This is a genomic window from Nocardioides yefusunii (assembly GCF_004014875.1).
Taxonomy (GTDB): Bacteria; Actinomycetota; Actinomycetes; order Propionibacteriales; family Nocardioidaceae; genus Nocardioides; species Nocardioides yefusunii.
This window is the reverse complement of sequence record NZ_CP034929.1, coordinates 1,017,292-1,032,684: the sequence shown is the minus strand read 5'-3', so window position 1 is coordinate 1,032,684 and position 15,393 is coordinate 1,017,292. Positions and strand designations below refer to the sequence as shown.

The window sequence follows — 15,393 nt, the reverse complement described above, 5'->3', positions numbered from 1 at the left end:
AGCAACGACGCAGGCCCGACGACGACACAGGCCCGGTCCCCTCGCGGGGGCCGGGCCTGTGTCGTGTACTGCAGGAGAAGGTCAGTCCTTCTTCTCCTCGGCCTTCTTCGTCTCGGCCTTCTTCGTCTCGGCCTTCTTGGTCGCGGCCGCGGCGGCAGCCTTGGCCTTGTCCGAGAGGGTCACGGCGTCGTTGATCGACTTCTTGGCCTTCTCGATCTCGGTCGCCCAGGTGACGGTGTCGCCCGAACGCTGAGCCTTGTCGGCCGCGGTGAACGCCTTCTCCGCCTCGGCGAGCTTGGCGCGGATCTGGTCGTCGACCGACCCGACCGGCTTCTCCTCGCCCGGCGTACCGGGGTCGGTGGGCGTCGGGGACGCCGCGTCCTCGACGCCGAGCACGTCAGCGATCGCGCCACGCAGGGTGGGAGCGATGCCGACCTTGCCGCCGTAGGAGACCAGCACGAAGCTGAGGATCGGGTACGACGACTCCGAGGCGTTGCGGGCCGCGTAGAGCGGCTGCACGTACATCAGACCGTCCCCGACCGGCAGCGTCAGCAGGTTGCCGTACTGCGGGGTGATGCCACCCTGGTCGAACGAGAACAGCTCGTCACGGACGTCCTCGTCCGAGGCGATCTCGTTGGCCACCAGTGCCGGACCGTTGGTCCGCTCGTCGGCGAGCTCGAGCACCTGGATCTTGCCGTAGTCCGGGCTCGTCGCGTCGGAGTTGACCGACACGAACGCGGAGAGGTTGTTCTTCTCGCGCGGCACGAAGACCGAGGTCAGGCTCCAGACCTGCTCGGCGTTCGGGTCCTCGTCACCCTGGGGGTTGGTGAAGAGTCGGTACGGCGGCTGCAGGTTGCCCTGGGAGTTCGGGTCCTCGGGGACCTCCCAGCGGTTGGAACCGGCGTACCAGTCCTTCGGGTCGGTGACGTGGTACTTGGCGAACTGGTAGCGCTGCGCCTTGAACAGGTCCTCGGGGTAGCGCAGGTGGCTCATCAGCGACTCGGGGATCTCAGACTTGTCCTTGACGGTGTCGGGGAAGACCTCGCGCCACACCTTCAGCACCGGGTCGGAGTCGTCCCAGGCGTAGAGGGTGACGGTGCCGTCGTAGGCGTCGACCGTCGCCTTGACCGAGTTGCGGACGTAGTTGATCTCGTCGGTGGGAAGGGTCTGGAAACCGGTGTTGGTCTGCAGGGAGTCCTTCGTCATCTCCTCGAAGGAGGCCTTCTGGCTCAGCGGGTACTTGTCGGTGACGGTGTAGCCGTCCAGGACCCACTGGATGCGCCCCTCGGTGACCACCGGGTACGGGTCGGAGTCGACGGTCAGCCACGGGGCGACCTTCTCCACCATCGTGCGGGGGTCACGGTCGTAGAGGACCTTGGAGTTCTCGTTGACACGCTTGGAGAGGATGAAGTTGGGCTCGCCGAACTTCAGCGCGTAGAGGCTCTTGGTCAGGATGTTGCCGACCGGGACGCCGCCCTTGCCGTCGTAGGTGACGGTCGGGTTGGCCTTCTGGTCCTCGTCGCCCGAGGGCAGGTCGAGCTCGACGGACTTGTCGCCCGCCCCCTTGCCGACCACCGAGTAGGCGGGGCTGTTCTCACCGAAGTAGATCCGGGACTCGACCTCACCACCGTTGAGCTCGGTGAGCGCGTTCTGGTTGGCCTCCTGACCCTCGGCCCACTGGATCACCGACGCCTGGGACTTGTTGTCCCCCGGGCGCTGGTTGGCGTAGGCGGCGATCATGCCCGTGCCGTGGGTGTAAACCGTGGCCTGGTTGGTCCAGTTCTGGTCGCTGGCGGCCAGACCGGCCTGGTTGATCTCACGGACGCCGAGGACGAGCGCACGCTCCTCGCCGTCCAGCTCGTAGCGGTCGACGTCGAGGACGTCGGCCACCGAGTAGTAGGCACGGACCTGCTGCTGCTGCTCGAAGGTCTTGCGCACCAGCTTGGGGTCCACCAGCGGCACCGAGGAGGTGCCCTTCTCGAGGTCGGTCAGTGCCGTGCCCAGGTCGGGGGCCGACTGGTAACGGCTGACCTCGATGTCCTCGAGGTCGTAGGCCGCGCGGGTCGCCTCGATGTTGCGCGAGATGTACTCCGACTCCTTGTCGGCCTTGTTGGGCTCGACCTGGAAACGCTGGACGATGCCGGGCCACAGCATGCCGAGCAGCACGGTGGAGAGACCCAGCAGCGCGACACCGACGGTGGGCAGCACCCAGGTGCGACGCCACACGTTGAGGAAGAACAGGACCGCACAGATCAGCGCGATGCCGGCCAGGATGTTCTTGGCCGGGAGCACCGCGTTCTCGTCGGTGTAGTTCATGCCCGTGATGAGCGCTCCGGACTCGCTGAGGAGGTCGAAGCGGTCGAGGTAGAAGTCGAGCGCCTTGGCCAGGACGAAGAAGCCCAGCAGGATCGAGATCTGGACCTGCGCGGCCGGGGACAGCTTGTCCGCGCCACGGGCGGCGAGGCTGATGCCGCCGTAGACGTAGTGGACCAGGATCGTCACCACGAGGGCGACGACGGTCAGCGACATCGTGAAGTCCACCAGGAAGTGGAACCACGGCAGCTGGAAGACGTAGAACCCGGCGTCACGGTCGAAGAACGGGTCGGTGGTGCCGAACTTCTCCGCGTGGCGCCACATCTGGAACTCACGCCACTGGCCCGAGGCGCTCATCGCGGCGAGCACGCCTGCGATGACCGCGACACCGGCCAGGGCCCAGCCCTTGATCGGCGCAAGCGTCTGCCGGTAGCGCTCGGTGGGGTCCTGGTCAGGGTGAAGCGAGCGGAAGAACGGACGGAACCGGTGGGCAGTCCACGCGCTGACGCCGATCACCAGCGCCGCGAGCACGCCGAAGGCGAGGCCCAGCAGGATCCGGGTCACCACCAGGGTGGTGAACACGTCGGAGAACTCCACCGAGGAGAACCACAGGCGCTCGGTCCAGAAGCCCGCGAAGGCGCTGAACGCGACGAAGAGGACCACCAGGACGGCGGCCGTGATCACCAGACGGCGCGAACGGCGCTGCGTCTCGGGCGAGGGGCCCACCGGGCCGCGGGGGCCGCGCTGGGCGTTGCCGAAGGGGTCACTCACGGCTGGTCACCTGCGCCGTCCGGAGCACCCTCGTGGAGGGTGGAGAGGACGAGCTCGACGAGCTCGGGCACCATCTCGGTGCCGTCGACGACCGCGAAGTCGTCGTCGTGGGCCTTGAGTCGGAGCGCGCAGTAGGTGTTGCCGGCGCGGGTCGCGCCGGCTGCCATGCGGACGATCTGGGCCTGCGGGTGGTTGCGGGCGTAGGCCGCACGCTCCTCGGGGTCCTCGGGCATCTCGGCGTCGGCCTCCGGCGGGAGCGCGAGGCGCTCGAGGACGACGGCACACCCGTCGACGGTCTCGGGCCACACGATGCCGGCCAGGACCTCCTCGATCTGACGCTCGGGGCCGTACTGCTCCTGCTCGACCGCGGTCAGCGAGCCGGGCACGGCGTTGGTGTCCAGACCCATCGCGGCGGCCATGCGCGGCTCGGCCTCGATGAAGCGCAGGGTGTCGACCAGCGCGTAGAGACGGGCCGGCTGCTCCCAGCCCTCCTGGGCGACGTGGGACTCGATCTCGAGGACGGCGGACGCCAGGGCGGGGTCCTTGATCGTCTGCTCGAGCAGTTCGGTGTCGTTCTCGGGATGGGGGACGGTGGCGTCGGAGCTCACGGCTCAGTTCCTCTCACAGGTGGGAAGGGTTGCGTCGTGGTTCTCGCCCCACGACCGGACGGACGCAAGTGCGTCGTCGAAGCTCTCGACCCTCACGAGTCGCATGTCTCCGGCCGGAGCCCCGAGGGCTTCGGCGCAGTTGGCGGCAGGGACCAGGAAGATGCCGGCGCCCTGCTCACGCGAGGCAGCGATCTTCTGGGCGATGCCGCCGATCGGACCGACCGCGCCGTCGCCGGCGATGGTGCCGGTACCGGCGACCGTGCCTCCCCCGGTGAGGGAGCCGTCGGTCAGGGTGTCGGTGATGCCGAGCGCGAAGACCAGCCCGGCACTGGGCCCGCCGATGGCGGGGTTGACGTTCAGGGTCACGTCGACGGGCAGGTCGAAGTCCTGGCCCATGGTCACGCCGACGCGGTTCTTGCCGTCCACGGTGGCGGGGACCACCGCGACCTTCTTCTCGACGTCATCACGCTCGACGACGAAGGTGACCGGCTCACCGGGGGTGGCCGCGTCCACGAGCTCGCCGACCGTGGTCGGGTCGTCGACCTGCGTGCCGTCGACGGAGACGATCACGTCGCCCTGCTGCAGACGTCCTGCGGCAGGCATGTCCTGGGCGACGTCGGCGACGGTGACGACCTCGGGGACGTCGTAACCCAGGGAACGCAACGCCACGGCGGCGGCGGTGTCCTGCGACGACGCCATCTCGTAGGCGGCCTCGGCCTCGGCCGACTCGCGCGTCTCGTCAGGGGCGTAGACGGCCTCGTAGGGGTAGACCGCACGGTCGCGGTCGAACCACGCCTCCATCACGCCGAAGAAGTTGACCCGACGCTCGGGCCGGGTGACGTAGACGGTGGTCAGCAGCAGCGTTCCGTCGTCGGTGTGGGTCTTCGCGCCCTCGACCTCGATCCGCGGCTCACCGTCGTCGGCTGCCAGCACGTCGACCGTCAACCCCGGTGAGTAGGTGACGTACGGGAGGGGGACGAGAAGCGCGGCCAGCCACAGGGCCAGCACGAGGGGAACGGCGAGCACGCCCGCCAGGGTCCGCTGACTCATGCGTCACAGCCTCTCAGACGGAGGCAACCGGTCATGCCTGCGGTCCCGGGGCGTCGCTGCCCGGCGTGACGGGCGCGTCCGGCGGCGGGACCTGACGCAGGGTCTGGCGCGGGGGCTGGCGAAGGGGCCGCACCGCGATGCCGGTGCTGCGGTCGCGGGGACGCTGCTCGGCCGGCGAGGGCTTCGGTGCACCCTGACGGACCGGGTGCTCGTGCTCCAGCGCGCGGGCGAGCCGAGCCACGGACTCGTCGCGGTCCTGGACGCCGTGCCCGTCGCGACCGACCCACGTCACCCACACGATCGCCAACAACGTCGTCACCCCGGCAGGGGCGAGCCACCACAGGATGTCCACCTCGCCAAGCCTAGTGCGACGGCGCGACAAGTGGGGTACGACCGGCCGGGCAGTAGGCTCGGGTCATGAACGAGATGCCTGGCAACTCCGGTCCCGACGACCAGAACCCGTTCAAGGGAACGCCCTTCGAGCAGTTCTTCTCCGGCGCCGCGGGTGGCGCTGCGGGTGGATTCCCCGGCCTGCCGCCCGGGATGGACCTCAACTCCCTGATGGCACAGGTCCAGAAGTTCATGCAGCCCCACGACGGTCCGATCAACTGGGACAACACCCTCGACATCGCGCGTCACACCGCCGCCCAGAAGCCCGACCCGACGCCCACCAACACCCAGCAGAACGCCGTCGCCGACGCCGTGCGTCTGGCCGACCACTGGCTCGACGAGACCACCTCCTTCCCCTCCGCGGTCGTGACTGCGACCGCGTGGAGCCGTGCGGAGTGGATCGTCGAGACCGCCGACGTGTGGCGCAAGCTCGTCGAGCCGATGGCCGCCTCGGCCAGCACCGGCCTGGCCGCCGCACTCCCCGAGGAGATGCGCGCCATGGCCGGCCCCCTCATCGGAATGCTGTCGCAGGCCTCCGGCGCGATGGTCGCCCAGCAGGTCGGCTCCGCCCTCGGCGGTCTGGCCGACGAGGTGTGGGGCGCCACCGACGTCGGCATCCCGCTCAACGCCTCGGGCAAGGCAGCCCTGGTGGTCGGCAACATCGAGGCGTTCGCTGCCGGACTGGACGTCTCGTCCGAGGACGTCCTCCTCTACCTGGCTCTGCGCGAGGCCGCCCACCAGCGTCTCTTCGCGCACGTGCCGTGGCTCTCGGAGCACCTGATCGGCGCTGTGCGCGACTACGCCACCGGCATCGAGATCGACACCGCGGGCATCGAGGAGAAGATGCGCGGCCTCGACATGTCCGACCCGGCGAAGATGCAGGAGGCCTTCTCCGGCGGTCTCCTCAACCCCGAGCCGTCGGCGAAGCAGCGTGCTGCTCTCGAGCGTCTCGAGGTCACCCTCGCGCTCGTCGAGGGATGGGTGGACGAGGTCGTCGCCCAGGCCGCGACCCCGCGGATGCCGTCCGCGGCCAAGCTGCAGGAGGCCGTGCGTCGTCGTCGTGCCTCCGGCGGTCCGGCCGAGCAGACCTTCGCCAATCTCGTCGGCCTGGAACTGCGCCCGCGTCGTCTGCGTGACGCATCGACCCTGTGGGGCGCGCTGCGCACCCGTCAGGGCATTGAGGGTCGCGACGGCGTGTGGATGCACCCCGACCTGCTGCCGACCGCGACCGATCTCGACGACCCGCTCGGTTTCCGTGAGGGTTCCACGACCACCGAGATGAGCGACGAGGAGTTCGACGCCGGTCTGCGTGACCTCCTCGACGGTGGCCCCGGCGACCGCCCCACCGAGGCGTGAGCACTCCCGGAGCCCCGAGCGGCACTGAACTGAACAGTTCTGACCTCCACAGCGACGCCCTGGCCTGCCTGCAGGCCTGGGCGTCGCCCGCAGGACGTCAGACGCGGCTGCGTGACCGGTTCGTGGCGCACCTTCAGGAGCACCCCGACGGCACCGCGCGTGGCTGCGTCCCGGACCACCTCACCGCGGGTGTCCTGGTGCTCTCTGCCGACCTCGACCACGTCCTGCTCAACCTGCACCGCAAGGCCCGACGTTGGTTCCACTTCGGTGGCCACATCGAGCCCGGTGATCTGACCCTGAGCGGTGCCGCCCTGCGCGAGGGCCGCGAGGAGTCCGGAATCGACGACCTCGACCTCGACCCGGTCCCGGTGCACGTCGACGAGCACACCGTCTCGTTCTGCGGCGACAACGCCTCGGTCCAGCACCTCGACGTGCGCTTCACCGCTCTGGCTCCGACCGACGCGGTGCACGCGGTCAGCGAGGAGTCCCTCGACGTCCGCTGGTGGTCGTTGAACGCGCTGCCCGACGACCTCGAGGACGAGATGCACGAGATGATCGCTGCGGCGCGGTCGCGCTGGCTCACCTGAGCCTGACCTGACCTGATCGGGGCGGGCCTGTGGTCAGTCGACGTAGCCGTCGGTGCCGGCGCCCTCCCGCGAGGACCAGCCCAGCAGGTAGCCGCGGGCCCGTTCGGAGCGGTCGTAGCGGTTGACCCAGGCCCAGAACTCGTCGTCGTGACCAGGCACCAGCAGGTGCGCGAGCTCATGAACCAGGACGTAGTCGATCACCCAGGTCGGCATGCCCTGCAGGCGTGAGGAGAGCCGGATCGAGCGGTCTCCCGGCGTGCAGGATCCCCACCGCGATCGCTGGTTGTCGACCCATCGCACGGTGGCGGGATCGGCGAGGCCGCCGAAGATCTCGTCGTTGAGCTGACGCGCCCTGGCGAGGAGCTGTTCGTCGGTGGGACGGGTGCGGGCCTCGGAGCGTTCCAGACGGCTCACCATCTCCTCCACCCAGCGTTCCTCCTCGCCACGCGAGAGCGTGGCGGGGACCAGGACGATGATGGTGTCGCCGTCACGGTAGGCGGAGACGGTGCGGCGTCGGCGCGCGCTTCGTCGTACCTCCACGGCCGGCTCCCGGACGGCCCCACCCCTGTCCATGTGACGGACCTTACTGCGTCGACCACGCCAGTAGTTGCTGCTTCGGCCACGTGTTCACGATCCGTTCGGCCGGAATCCCGGCCTCCTCGGCCCGTGCGCAGCCGTGGCGCACCAGCTCCAGCTGCCCCGGCGCGTGGGCGTCGGAGTCGATCGCGAAGAGGCAGCCGAGGTCCCTGGCGAGTTCCAGCAACCGGGTCGGCGGGTCGCGTCGTTCGGGGCGAGAATTGATCTCGACGGCGACGTCGTGGTCCCGGCAGGCAGCAAAGACGGCCTCGGCGTCGAACTCGCTCTCTCCTCGGGTGCCCCGCGCCCCGGTGACCAGCCGGCCGGTGCAGTGCCCCAGGACATTGGTGAGCGGGTTGCGGACCGCGGTGAGCATCCGTGTGGTCATCGTGACGGCGTCGCTGCGCAGGTGCGAGTGGACGCTCGCGACCCGGACGTCGAGTTCGGCCAGCAGCGCCTCGTCCTGGTCAAGGCTCCCGTCGGGGAGGATGTCCACCTCGATCCCCCGCAGCACAGACAGACCGGTGTCGGCCAGCGCCGCGGTGAGTGCCGCGATCTCCTCGCCCTGGGTCCGCAACCGGTGCGCGGACAGCCCGTGCGCCACCTTCAACGAGGGCGAGTGGTCGGTGACCACCAGGTACTCGTGACCGATCTCGAGTGCTGCCAGGGCCATCTCCTGCACCGACGATCCGCCGTCGGAAGCGTCGGTGTGGCTGTGCAGGTCGCCCCGCAACGCAGCCCGCAGCGACCCGCCGCCGGCAGGGAGGCTCGCCGCGGCCAGGTCCGCCGCGCGTCGGAGACGCTGCGGGACCCGCCCGTCGAGGACGTCACCCACGACGCCGGCCGTGCTCGCCCCGAGGCCGGGGAGTTCGGTGAGGGTGCTGCCACGGTGTCGACGCAGGAGTTCGTCGTCGTCAGTGGCGACGACGGTGGCCAGTGCCGTGCGGTAGGCGCGGACCTTGTAGGTGTCCTCGCGGGCAAGCTCGAGCAGGAACGCTGTCCGGCGCAGTGCGTCCTCCGGCCGGGCACACCACCTGCGCAGGTCGCTGGTCTCCACGTCGTCCCCCATCGTCCTTCAGCGTCCTTCGAAGACCGGACGACGCTTCTGCTGGGCCGCCGCGATGCCCTCCTGCAGGTCAGCGGTGGCCAACGTGATCGGTTGCGCCATCGCCTCCCACTGCAGGGCGTGCTCGAAGTCGCCGTGGCCGCCGTCGCGCAGCGCCTGCTTGGTCAGTTTGGTGGCGATCGGTGCCGCCGCAGCGATCGCAGCAGCAGCGTCGAGTGCCTCGTCGAGGAAGCGTTCGGGCTCGATCACCCGGGAGACGAGTCCCAGCCGCAGCGCTTCGTCACCCTCGATGATCCGGCCGGTGAGGAACAGGTCGCGAGCCACCGCGGCACCGACGGCCTCGGTGAGCAGGTAGGTGCCGGCCATGCCGGGGTGCAGACCCAGCTGCGTGAACGGGACGCCCATCTTCGCGCCGCGCGCGGCGAACCTGAGGTCACAGGCCAGGGCGAAGCAGAGCCCGGCGCCGATCGCGGGCCCGTTGATCGCCGCGACCACCGGCACCTCGAGGCGACGCACCTGCAGCCAGGACCGGTAGAAGGGCAGCATCCTCGACCGCAGTCGATCGACACCGGCCTCCGGTTCGCTGGCCAGCCAACTGAGGTCTCCCCCGGACGAGAACGCCGTGCCCGCTCCGGTGATCACCACGGCCCGCACTTCGGGGTCGTCGACGAGTTCGTCCACGCAGTCCACCCACGAGGCCGTCATCTCGTCACTCATGGCGTTGCGCTGGTCAGGATTGTCGAGCGTCACGAGCACAACACCGTCGCGGGGACGGGTCACGCTGAGGTGAGGACGATGCTCGGGTCCGGGCTCGGGACGTGCCTCGGACGACGACGAAGGGGCCTGCGGCTGGGTCATGCAGCGAGGCTAGCGACCAGCGCGCTCGTCACGGTGACGTAACGACACGACACGCGAAAGGGTGCTGTGCGCGCGCCTGCGCTCAGGCGTGGCGTACTGTGACGGAGTCCGGGTGCCCAAGACCCGGATTCCGGCGGGCTTCATCGAATCCCCGCGGCGACCGAGACATTCGAAACAAGCAAGGAGGCCGTCATGGCGGAGACCTGGAGCGGCGAGTTCTACTGCGTGAAGTGCAAGGAGAAGCGCGAGGCCACCGGCGAGGTGAAGGTGAACGAGAAGGGCACCCGCATGGCCAAGGGCGTCTGCCCGACCTGCGGCACCAACCTCAACCGCATCCTCGGCAAGGCCTGAGACAGCCCCAGCGGTTTCTCGACGGCGTCGTCCCCTCCGGGGGACGGCGCCGTCGACCATTTCAGGGATGGGCGTCGCCGACCGTGTCGGTCCGCCCCCTCACGGTCCATGTCCCGCCCTTCCAACCTGTGGAGAGCCGCAGCGGCACCCACCCGTGCGCTGGGACGCTGGGCCGCATGAGCGGGTCGATGAAGGTCTCCAGCACTGCAGCCGACGTGGACGTCCCGCGCCTGCTCCGGCTCCGGCGCGGCACCCGGGTCCAGATCCGTTCAGACGGGCTGATCCAGGTGGGCTGCGACCCGGTGCGGCGCGCGCTGCTCCCGGACACCAATGCGGTGCGCGGCACCCTGCACCTGCTCGACCGGGGTGCCCGGGTGTCACCGGCACCCGGGACCGACGGCGTGCTGGCGGCGCTGCGAGAAGCCGGTGTCCTCCTCGATCCCGAGACCGACCGTCTGCTCAGTGAGGCCCGTTCGTGCACGCGGGTGCTGCTCGACGTCCCCGAGCCGTGGGCCGACTCCGTGTCAGCCACCGTGCGGACCGCAGGTCTGACGCCGGTGCTGCGCCGCCGGGCGCGCACGCGCCGCTCCGAGGAGCACCCCACGCCGGACCTGACGCTGAGGATCGAGATCGGTGACGGCCCCCAGACGACCGGAACTGCCACTGCCGGCCGCCCCGCCGCAAGCACGGGCGGGAGCACGGGCGAGGACGTCCCGACGCTGCACCTACGTGTCGAGGACGCCCGGATCCGGGTCGGACCGTTCAGCAGTCCCGGCGCCACGGCCTGCCCCGAGTGTGTCGAGATGCACCTGCGCGACCGCGACCCGCACCGCCCGGTGCTGGTGCCCGGCCCGGACCGTTCGCTGCTGCCCTGTGGAGCCGGTGACGTCGACGAGGTCGACCCGGTGCTGCTGCAGTTCGCCCTGGTGACGGCCGTCAACGACCTGCGTGCGTGGGCCGAGGGGCATCAGCCACGCACGTGGTCGGCGACGCTGTGGGTGGAACGCAACCTGCGCACCCAGCAGCGCGCCTGGAGCCAGCACCCGCGCTGCGGCTGCAGCTGGTCCGCGGGCTGAGCGCCGCCTCAGACGTACTCGCGCACGATCGCCAAGATGTCCTCGGCGTACTGCTCGATCTTCTTCGGTCCGACGCCCTGCACCGCACCGAAGGCCGACTCGCTGGTGGGTCGGTGCTCAGCGATGAGCATGAGGGTGTCGTTGTTGAAGACCACGTAGGGCGGCACCTGGTCGTCGGCGGCGCGCTGGCGACGCCACAGCGTCAGGGCCTCGTAGAGCGCCTCGTCGTAGGAGGCAGGGCAGTCGGCGCAGCGGTCGACCTTCTTCTCCGCCGCGGTGCGCAGGGCCTTGCCGCACTCGCGGCAGTGGCGGGCCTTGCGGGCCGTCTTCTTCTCCGGGCGCTCGGCGCGAGCCCCTTCTGCACTCTCCCCCACCAGGGCATCGAGGAAGCGGGACCGCTTGCGGTTGCCGCGCTGCCCGGGGTTGCGGGCGTGCGCCCACGAGAGGAAGAGTTCCTTGCGGGCTCGGGTGAGGCCGACGTAGAGGAGCCGGCGCTCCTCCTCGATCTCCTGCGGGGTCTTGGCGTAGATGATCGGCAGGGTGCCCTCCACGAGGCCGCACAGCAGGACGGCGTCCCACTCCAGACCCTTGGAGGTGTGCAAGGTGGCGATCGTGACGCCCTCGGCGACCGGGGCGTGCTGTTCGGTGGCACGGCGGTCGAGGTCGTCGACGAAGGCGCCCAGGTCCGGGGCGACGTCGCTGGCGAACGCGTTGGCCTGGTCGACCAGGGCCTGCATCGACTCCCAACGGTCACGGACCTGCCCACGGGTGCTGGGCGGGGTGGAGGTCCAGCCCATGCCGGCCAGGGTCGCATGGACGGTCTCGAGCATGTCGGCCGCAACGCCGGAACGCGCCGAGCCGCGCAGCAGCGTGATCGCCTGCTTCACCTCGGCACGGTCGAAGAACCGGCCCGCTCCACGCACGACGTACGGGATGCCCTTGGCACTGAGAGCGTCCTCGAACGCCTCGGACTGGGCGTTGATGCGCAGCAGCACAGCGATCTCGCTGGCCGGGGTGCCGGCGGCGATGAGGCGCTTGACGTGGGCCGCGGCGCCGGCCGCCTCGGCGACCTCGTCGGGGTAGCCGGTGGCCGTGATCGGGGCGCCGGAGGGTTGGGTGGCGCGCAGGTCGACGCCCTTGCTGACGGTGCCGTCGAGCAGGAGGTTGGCGGCGTGCACGACCTCGGGCGTCGATCGGTAGTTGCGGACCAGTTCGATCGAGGTGGACTGCGGGTACTTGGCGGTGAAGTGACGCAGGTGGTCGGCGTCGGCACCGGCGAAGGAGTAGATCGTCTGGGCGGGGTCGCCGACGACGCAGAGTTCGTCGCGGCCACCGAGCCAGAGGTCGAGCAACGCAGACTGCAGCGGGGAGACGTCCTGGAACTCGTCGACGACGAACCACTTGTACTGGCTGCGGACCTGCGCGGCGACGCGTTCGTCGTCGGCGAGCATCCCGGCGTTCCAGAGCAGGACGTCCTCCATGTCCATCCGGCCCATGGAGCGCTTGACCTCTTCGTAGGCCTCGTAGACGTGCCCGACGGTCACCTCCTCCAGGTCGGCGACCTTGCGACCGCGACGGATCGCGGTGAGGGCGTAGGCGTCCGGGGAGACGTTGGAGACCTTGGCCCACTCGATCTCGGAGGCGAGGTCGCGCAGGACGGCCTGGTCGGGGGCGATCCGTTGACGTCGGGCAGCCTGGGCGAGCATGCCGAGCTTGGACTCGGTGAGCTGCGGCAGGTCCTTGCCGTGGACGCGGGGCCAGAACCAGCGCAACTGACGCAGCGCGGCGGAGTGGAAGGTACGGGCCTGGACGCCGGGCGCACCGAGCTGACGCAGACGGGTCCGCATCTCGCCCGCTGCACGGGTGGTGAAGGTGAGCGCGAGGACCTCGGTGGGGGCGTAGACGCCGGTCGCCACGCCGTGGGCGATCCGGTGCGTGATCGCGCGGGTCTTGCCGGTGCCGGCACCAGCCAGGACGCGCACCGGGCCACGCAGGGTCTCGGCGACGCGTCGCTGCTCGGGGTCGAGGGCGTTGAGCAGTTCTTCGGGCGTCACGCGGGTCTTTCTCCTGCCACCGTTGTTCGGTTCGTACCGCCCCCGGAGCCGGGCCCCGGGGCTCGATCGAGCCTAGTCCGGGTCGCCGACAGCGATGCAGTCGTGCCGTCCTCAGCTGTGGACGACGCCGGCACGCAGCGTGCGTGCCGAGACCAGTCCAGCCACCGCGAGCAGGGCGATCAGTGCGGCGTAGCAGTCCACCACCGGTCCCAGACCCAGCGCCGGGACCGCCAGTCCGGCGACGAGCGTCGGGAGGCCGAAGGCGACGTAGGCGACCAGGTAGAGCAGCGACAGCGTGCCGCCGCGCTCCGACGGCACGGTGACGGCCATCAGCACCTTCACCCCACCCTGGAACCCGCCACCGAACCCGACGCCGCCCACGACACTGGCGACGCAGAAGAGCGCGAAGCTGGCCGTGCTCACCGCGACCACCATCAGCGCCACCCCGACCACCAGCGCGACGCTGCCGACCCGGAGCATCCGCTCCCCGGAGACGCCGAAGGTGGTGGCACCCAGCACTGCAGCAGCCCCGGAGACCAGCAGCACCAGGAGCCCGGCCATCGACGGGGAGGAGACGTCGAAGAGTTCCCGGGCAATGGTGGGCCCGACGCCGAGGTAGAGACCGAGCAGTGCCCAGCTCGCACACAGAGCCCACGCCGCGACCCCGAACCGCGACCGCGACGACGGAGGGCACAGGAACGTCGGGAGCATCGCGCGCAGGTTCTTCGGGCGTCGTTCGGAGCGTTCGGGGATCACCCAGACACCCACCAGCACGATCGCGGAGAGGACCGCCACCACTGCGTACCCCAGCCAGAACGGGTGCGGCAGGAACTCGACCGCGAGACCGCTGACGAGGGCACCGATGCCCTGGGCGAGCGGCGGGACGGAGGAGTTGATGACCGCGACGGCGTGGTGACGGTGTGGCGGGGACTGGTCCAGGAGCGCGGCTCCCAAGGTCCCGAAGCCGAGTCCTGAGGCCAGGCCCTGCAGGGTCCTGCCCCAGAGCAGGTCGCCGAGGCTGTCGGCGGTGGCGAGCACGACGGCGGCCACGACCACCAGCCCCACCGCGATCACCGAGACCGGCTTGCGCCCCACGAAGTCGCTCAGCGATCCGAAGAGGAAGAGCATCACGCTCTGGGAGGCGATGTAGACGGTGAAGATCTGCGAGGTGGTGAAGTCGTCGAACCCCCACCGCTCGGCGTACAGCGGGTAGAGCGGGGTCGGGGCCGCGGCCTGGGCAGCCATCAGCACGAGCGCCGAGGCCACCACCAGGAACGGGAACAGCGGTGTGCGTCGCCCGGTGGCGACGCCGGGTGGTGCGGTGACGGGCTGCGCGGTGACGGGCGGTGTGGTGACGTGTGGGGGCACGGTCCTCCTCGGATCGTCGTCACGCTACCTCCGGCCCGCGTCCCTCCCCGACTCGGTGCGACCACCCGGCATGCACCCTGCACCGCTCAGCACCACCCTGCCGGCCAGAGCGCCCAGCAGCGCCCCGACACCGTTGCGGGACATGTCGCCGACCTCGCAGGTGCCGACGTCGATCCACTTCTGGAGGCACTCGACGGCCACGACGAGCACCAGGAACACCGTGGTCGTCGCGAGCAGGCGACGGGTGGCCAGGACGGCGAAGAAGGCCGCGGGTGAGTAGAGCACCAGGTTGAGGGTCTCCTCTGCAGTGCCCGGGGCGATCCCCGGGTTGCCCAAGCAGTACCAGGGGCGCCCGAACGTGACGTCCTCGCGCACCAGCACGATCGCGAGCGCCGTCCCGAGCGCCGCGGATCCGAGGACGACGGCTGCCCGACGCCAAGGACCCCAACCCCGGCCCCGGACCAGCCAGAGCCAGACCGCACCGATCACGAGAGCCACGCCGACACCGGCGACGAGGGTGAGCGGGTCCCGGAGCACGATCCGTGTCAGCGCGAGGACGTCGTCCATCGATCCTTCCCGTGGCCACCACCGTGGCGGGCACACGCGACGGTACGTCGGGAACAGACGGTGGCTGCGTAGAGTTGGAGAAGTCGGACGCCGCCGCCGCGGTGTCGCCCACGAACCGTTCCGAGGAGTCCCTGATGGCCCTGTTCACGATGTACTCGACCCCGTGGTGCGGCTACTGCCACCGCCTCAAGAGCGCTCTGGAGCGCGAGGGCATCACCGACATCGAGATCGTCGACATCGAGCAGGTCCCCGAGGCCGCCCAGATCGTCGAGAAGGTCAACAACGGCAACCAGACCGTTCCGACCCTCGTCTACTCCGACGGCACCGCACAGACCAACCCCAGCGTCGCGCAGGTCAAGGCGAAGCTGACCGAGCTCGGCGAGCTCTGAGGTCACTCCCCCA

The 15,393-nt window shown here is 70.1% G+C and carries 15 protein-coding genes; 5 read left to right on the top strand and 10 right to left on the bottom strand.

The annotated features are described in order from the left end of the window. Window positions 1-81: 81 nt before the first annotated feature. The 4 genes from EOV43_RS04575 to EOV43_RS04560 are packed head-to-tail and all read right to left on the bottom strand — an operon-like array spanning window position 82 to window position 5,094. Window positions 82-3,084, bottom strand: a complete 3,003-nt coding sequence (locus EOV43_RS04575; protein ID WP_128219886.1) for a UPF0182 family membrane protein — start codon at window positions 3,082-3,084, stop codon at window positions 82-84. Next, window positions 3,081-3,692 (bottom strand): PPA1309 family protein, encoded by a 612-nt coding sequence (locus EOV43_RS04570; RefSeq protein ID WP_239022234.1) that lies wholly within the window; start codon window positions 3,690-3,692, stop codon window positions 3,081-3,083. Before EOV43_RS04570 ends, EOV43_RS04575 begins: the two co-directional genes overlap by 4 nt. A gap of 3 nt (window positions 3,693-3,695) precedes the next feature. After that, window positions 3,696-4,742, bottom strand: coding sequence for a YlbL family protein (locus EOV43_RS04565; RefSeq protein ID WP_128219885.1), 1,047 nt, complete (start codon window positions 4,740-4,742; stop codon window positions 3,696-3,698). A gap of 31 nt (window positions 4,743-4,773) precedes the next feature. Beyond that, window positions 4,774-5,094: a hypothetical protein gene (locus EOV43_RS04560; RefSeq protein WP_206611392.1), complete on the bottom strand. Its 321-nt coding sequence runs from the start codon at window positions 5,092-5,094 to the stop codon at window positions 4,774-4,776. Between the two features lie 65 nt (window positions 5,095-5,159). Here EOV43_RS04560 and EOV43_RS04555 point away from each other — a divergent pair, with 65 nt between their 5' ends. Together EOV43_RS04555 and EOV43_RS04550 are read left to right on the top strand one after the other, a co-directional pair. Then, window positions 5,160-6,488, top strand: coding sequence for a zinc-dependent metalloprotease (locus tag EOV43_RS04555; protein ID WP_128219884.1), 1,329 nt, complete (start codon window positions 5,160-5,162; stop codon window positions 6,486-6,488). Next, a complete protein-coding gene (locus tag EOV43_RS04550) occupies window positions 6,485-7,075 on the top strand; it encodes an NUDIX hydrolase (protein ID WP_239022233.1) in 591 nt (196 codons plus the stop codon). Before EOV43_RS04555 ends, EOV43_RS04550 begins: the two co-directional genes overlap by 4 nt. Before the next feature lie 33 nt (window positions 7,076-7,108). Here the strand turns inward: EOV43_RS04550 and EOV43_RS04545 are convergent, their stop codons facing one another. From EOV43_RS04545 to EOV43_RS04535, 3 genes are read right to left on the bottom strand one after another with little or no spacing between them, the layout of a single operon-like run. After that, complete coding sequence (locus tag EOV43_RS04545) at window positions 7,109-7,615, bottom strand: M48 metallopeptidase family protein (protein ID WP_239022232.1); 507 nt, start codon at window positions 7,613-7,615, stop codon at window positions 7,109-7,111. Between the two features lie 43 nt (window positions 7,616-7,658). After that, window positions 7,659-8,720 carry a PHP domain-containing protein gene (locus EOV43_RS04540; RefSeq protein ID WP_128219882.1) on the bottom strand — a complete coding sequence of 354 codons (1,062 nt, stop codon included), beginning with the start codon at window positions 8,718-8,720 and terminating at the stop codon, window positions 7,659-7,661. A 6-nt stretch (window positions 8,721-8,726) separates the two neighbouring features. After that, window positions 8,727-9,575, bottom strand: coding sequence for an enoyl-CoA hydratase/isomerase family protein (locus tag EOV43_RS04535; RefSeq protein WP_128219881.1), 849 nt, complete (start codon window positions 9,573-9,575; stop codon window positions 8,727-8,729). Between the two features lie 192 nt (window positions 9,576-9,767). Between EOV43_RS04535 and EOV43_RS15335 the strand changes: the two genes are divergently transcribed. Together EOV43_RS15335 and EOV43_RS04530 are read left to right on the top strand one after the other, a co-directional pair. Further along, window positions 9,768-9,926: a DUF5679 domain-containing protein gene (locus tag EOV43_RS15335; RefSeq protein ID WP_164878721.1), complete on the top strand. Its 159-nt coding sequence runs from the start codon at window positions 9,768-9,770 to the stop codon at window positions 9,924-9,926. 176 nt (window positions 9,927-10,102) lie between these two features. Next, window positions 10,103-11,002, top strand: coding sequence for a hypothetical protein (locus EOV43_RS04530; RefSeq protein ID WP_128219880.1), 900 nt, complete (start codon window positions 10,103-10,105; stop codon window positions 11,000-11,002). 8 nt (window positions 11,003-11,010) lie between these two features. Here the strand turns inward: EOV43_RS04530 and EOV43_RS04525 are convergent, their stop codons facing one another. The 3 genes from EOV43_RS04525 to EOV43_RS04515 all read right to left on the bottom strand — a co-directional run bounded on the left by EOV43_RS04525 (window position 11,011) and on the right by EOV43_RS04515 (window position 14,991). Further along, entirely contained in the window at window positions 11,011-13,056 is a 2,046-nt protein-coding gene (locus EOV43_RS04525) for an ATP-dependent DNA helicase UvrD2 (protein ID WP_128219879.1), read from the bottom strand. Between the two features lie 111 nt (window positions 13,057-13,167). Further along, window positions 13,168-14,424 carry an MFS transporter gene (locus EOV43_RS04520; RefSeq protein WP_128219878.1) on the bottom strand — a complete coding sequence of 419 codons (1,257 nt, stop codon included), beginning with the start codon at window positions 14,422-14,424 and terminating at the stop codon, window positions 13,168-13,170. 24 nt (window positions 14,425-14,448) lie between these two features. After that, the gene (locus tag EOV43_RS04515; protein ID WP_128219877.1) at window positions 14,449-14,991 is read right to left on the bottom strand and encodes a hypothetical protein; all 543 of its coding nucleotides are present in this window, start codon (window positions 14,989-14,991) and stop codon (window positions 14,449-14,451) included. A gap of 134 nt (window positions 14,992-15,125) precedes the next feature. Here EOV43_RS04515 and EOV43_RS04510 point away from each other — a divergent pair, with 134 nt between their 5' ends. Beyond that, the gene (locus EOV43_RS04510; protein ID WP_128219876.1) at window positions 15,126-15,380 is read left to right on the top strand and encodes a mycoredoxin; all 255 of its coding nucleotides are present in this window, start codon (window positions 15,126-15,128) and stop codon (window positions 15,378-15,380) included. The last annotated feature ends 13 nt before the right edge of the window (window positions 15,381-15,393 follow it).

What these genes read in the sequence shown, in the direction of transcription:
- EOV43_RS04565 (WP_128219885.1), bottom strand. Translation starts at nt 4,742, where the DNA reads ATGAGTCAGCGGACCCTGGCGGGCGTGCTCGCCGTTCCCCTCGTGCTG.
- EOV43_RS04555 (WP_128219884.1), top strand. Translation starts at nt 5,160, where the DNA reads ATGAACGAGATGCCTGGCAACTCCGGTCCCGACGACCAGAACCCGTTC.
- EOV43_RS04540 (WP_128219882.1), bottom strand. Translation starts at nt 8,720, where the DNA reads ATGGGGGACGACGTGGAGACCAGCGACCTGCGCAGGTGGTGTGCCCGG.
- EOV43_RS04535 (WP_128219881.1), bottom strand. Translation starts at nt 9,575, where the DNA reads ATGACCCAGCCGCAGGCCCCTTCGTCGTCGTCCGAGGCACGTCCCGAG.
- EOV43_RS15335 (WP_164878721.1), top strand. Translation starts at nt 9,768, where the DNA reads ATGGCGGAGACCTGGAGCGGCGAGTTCTACTGCGTGAAGTGCAAGGAG.
- EOV43_RS04530 (WP_128219880.1), top strand. Translation starts at nt 10,103, where the DNA reads ATGAGCGGGTCGATGAAGGTCTCCAGCACTGCAGCCGACGTGGACGTC.
- EOV43_RS04515 (WP_128219877.1), bottom strand. Translation starts at nt 14,991, where the DNA reads ATGGACGACGTCCTCGCGCTGACACGGATCGTGCTCCGGGACCCGCTC.
- EOV43_RS04510 (WP_128219876.1), top strand. Translation starts at nt 15,126, where the DNA reads ATGGCCCTGTTCACGATGTACTCGACCCCGTGGTGCGGCTACTGCCAC.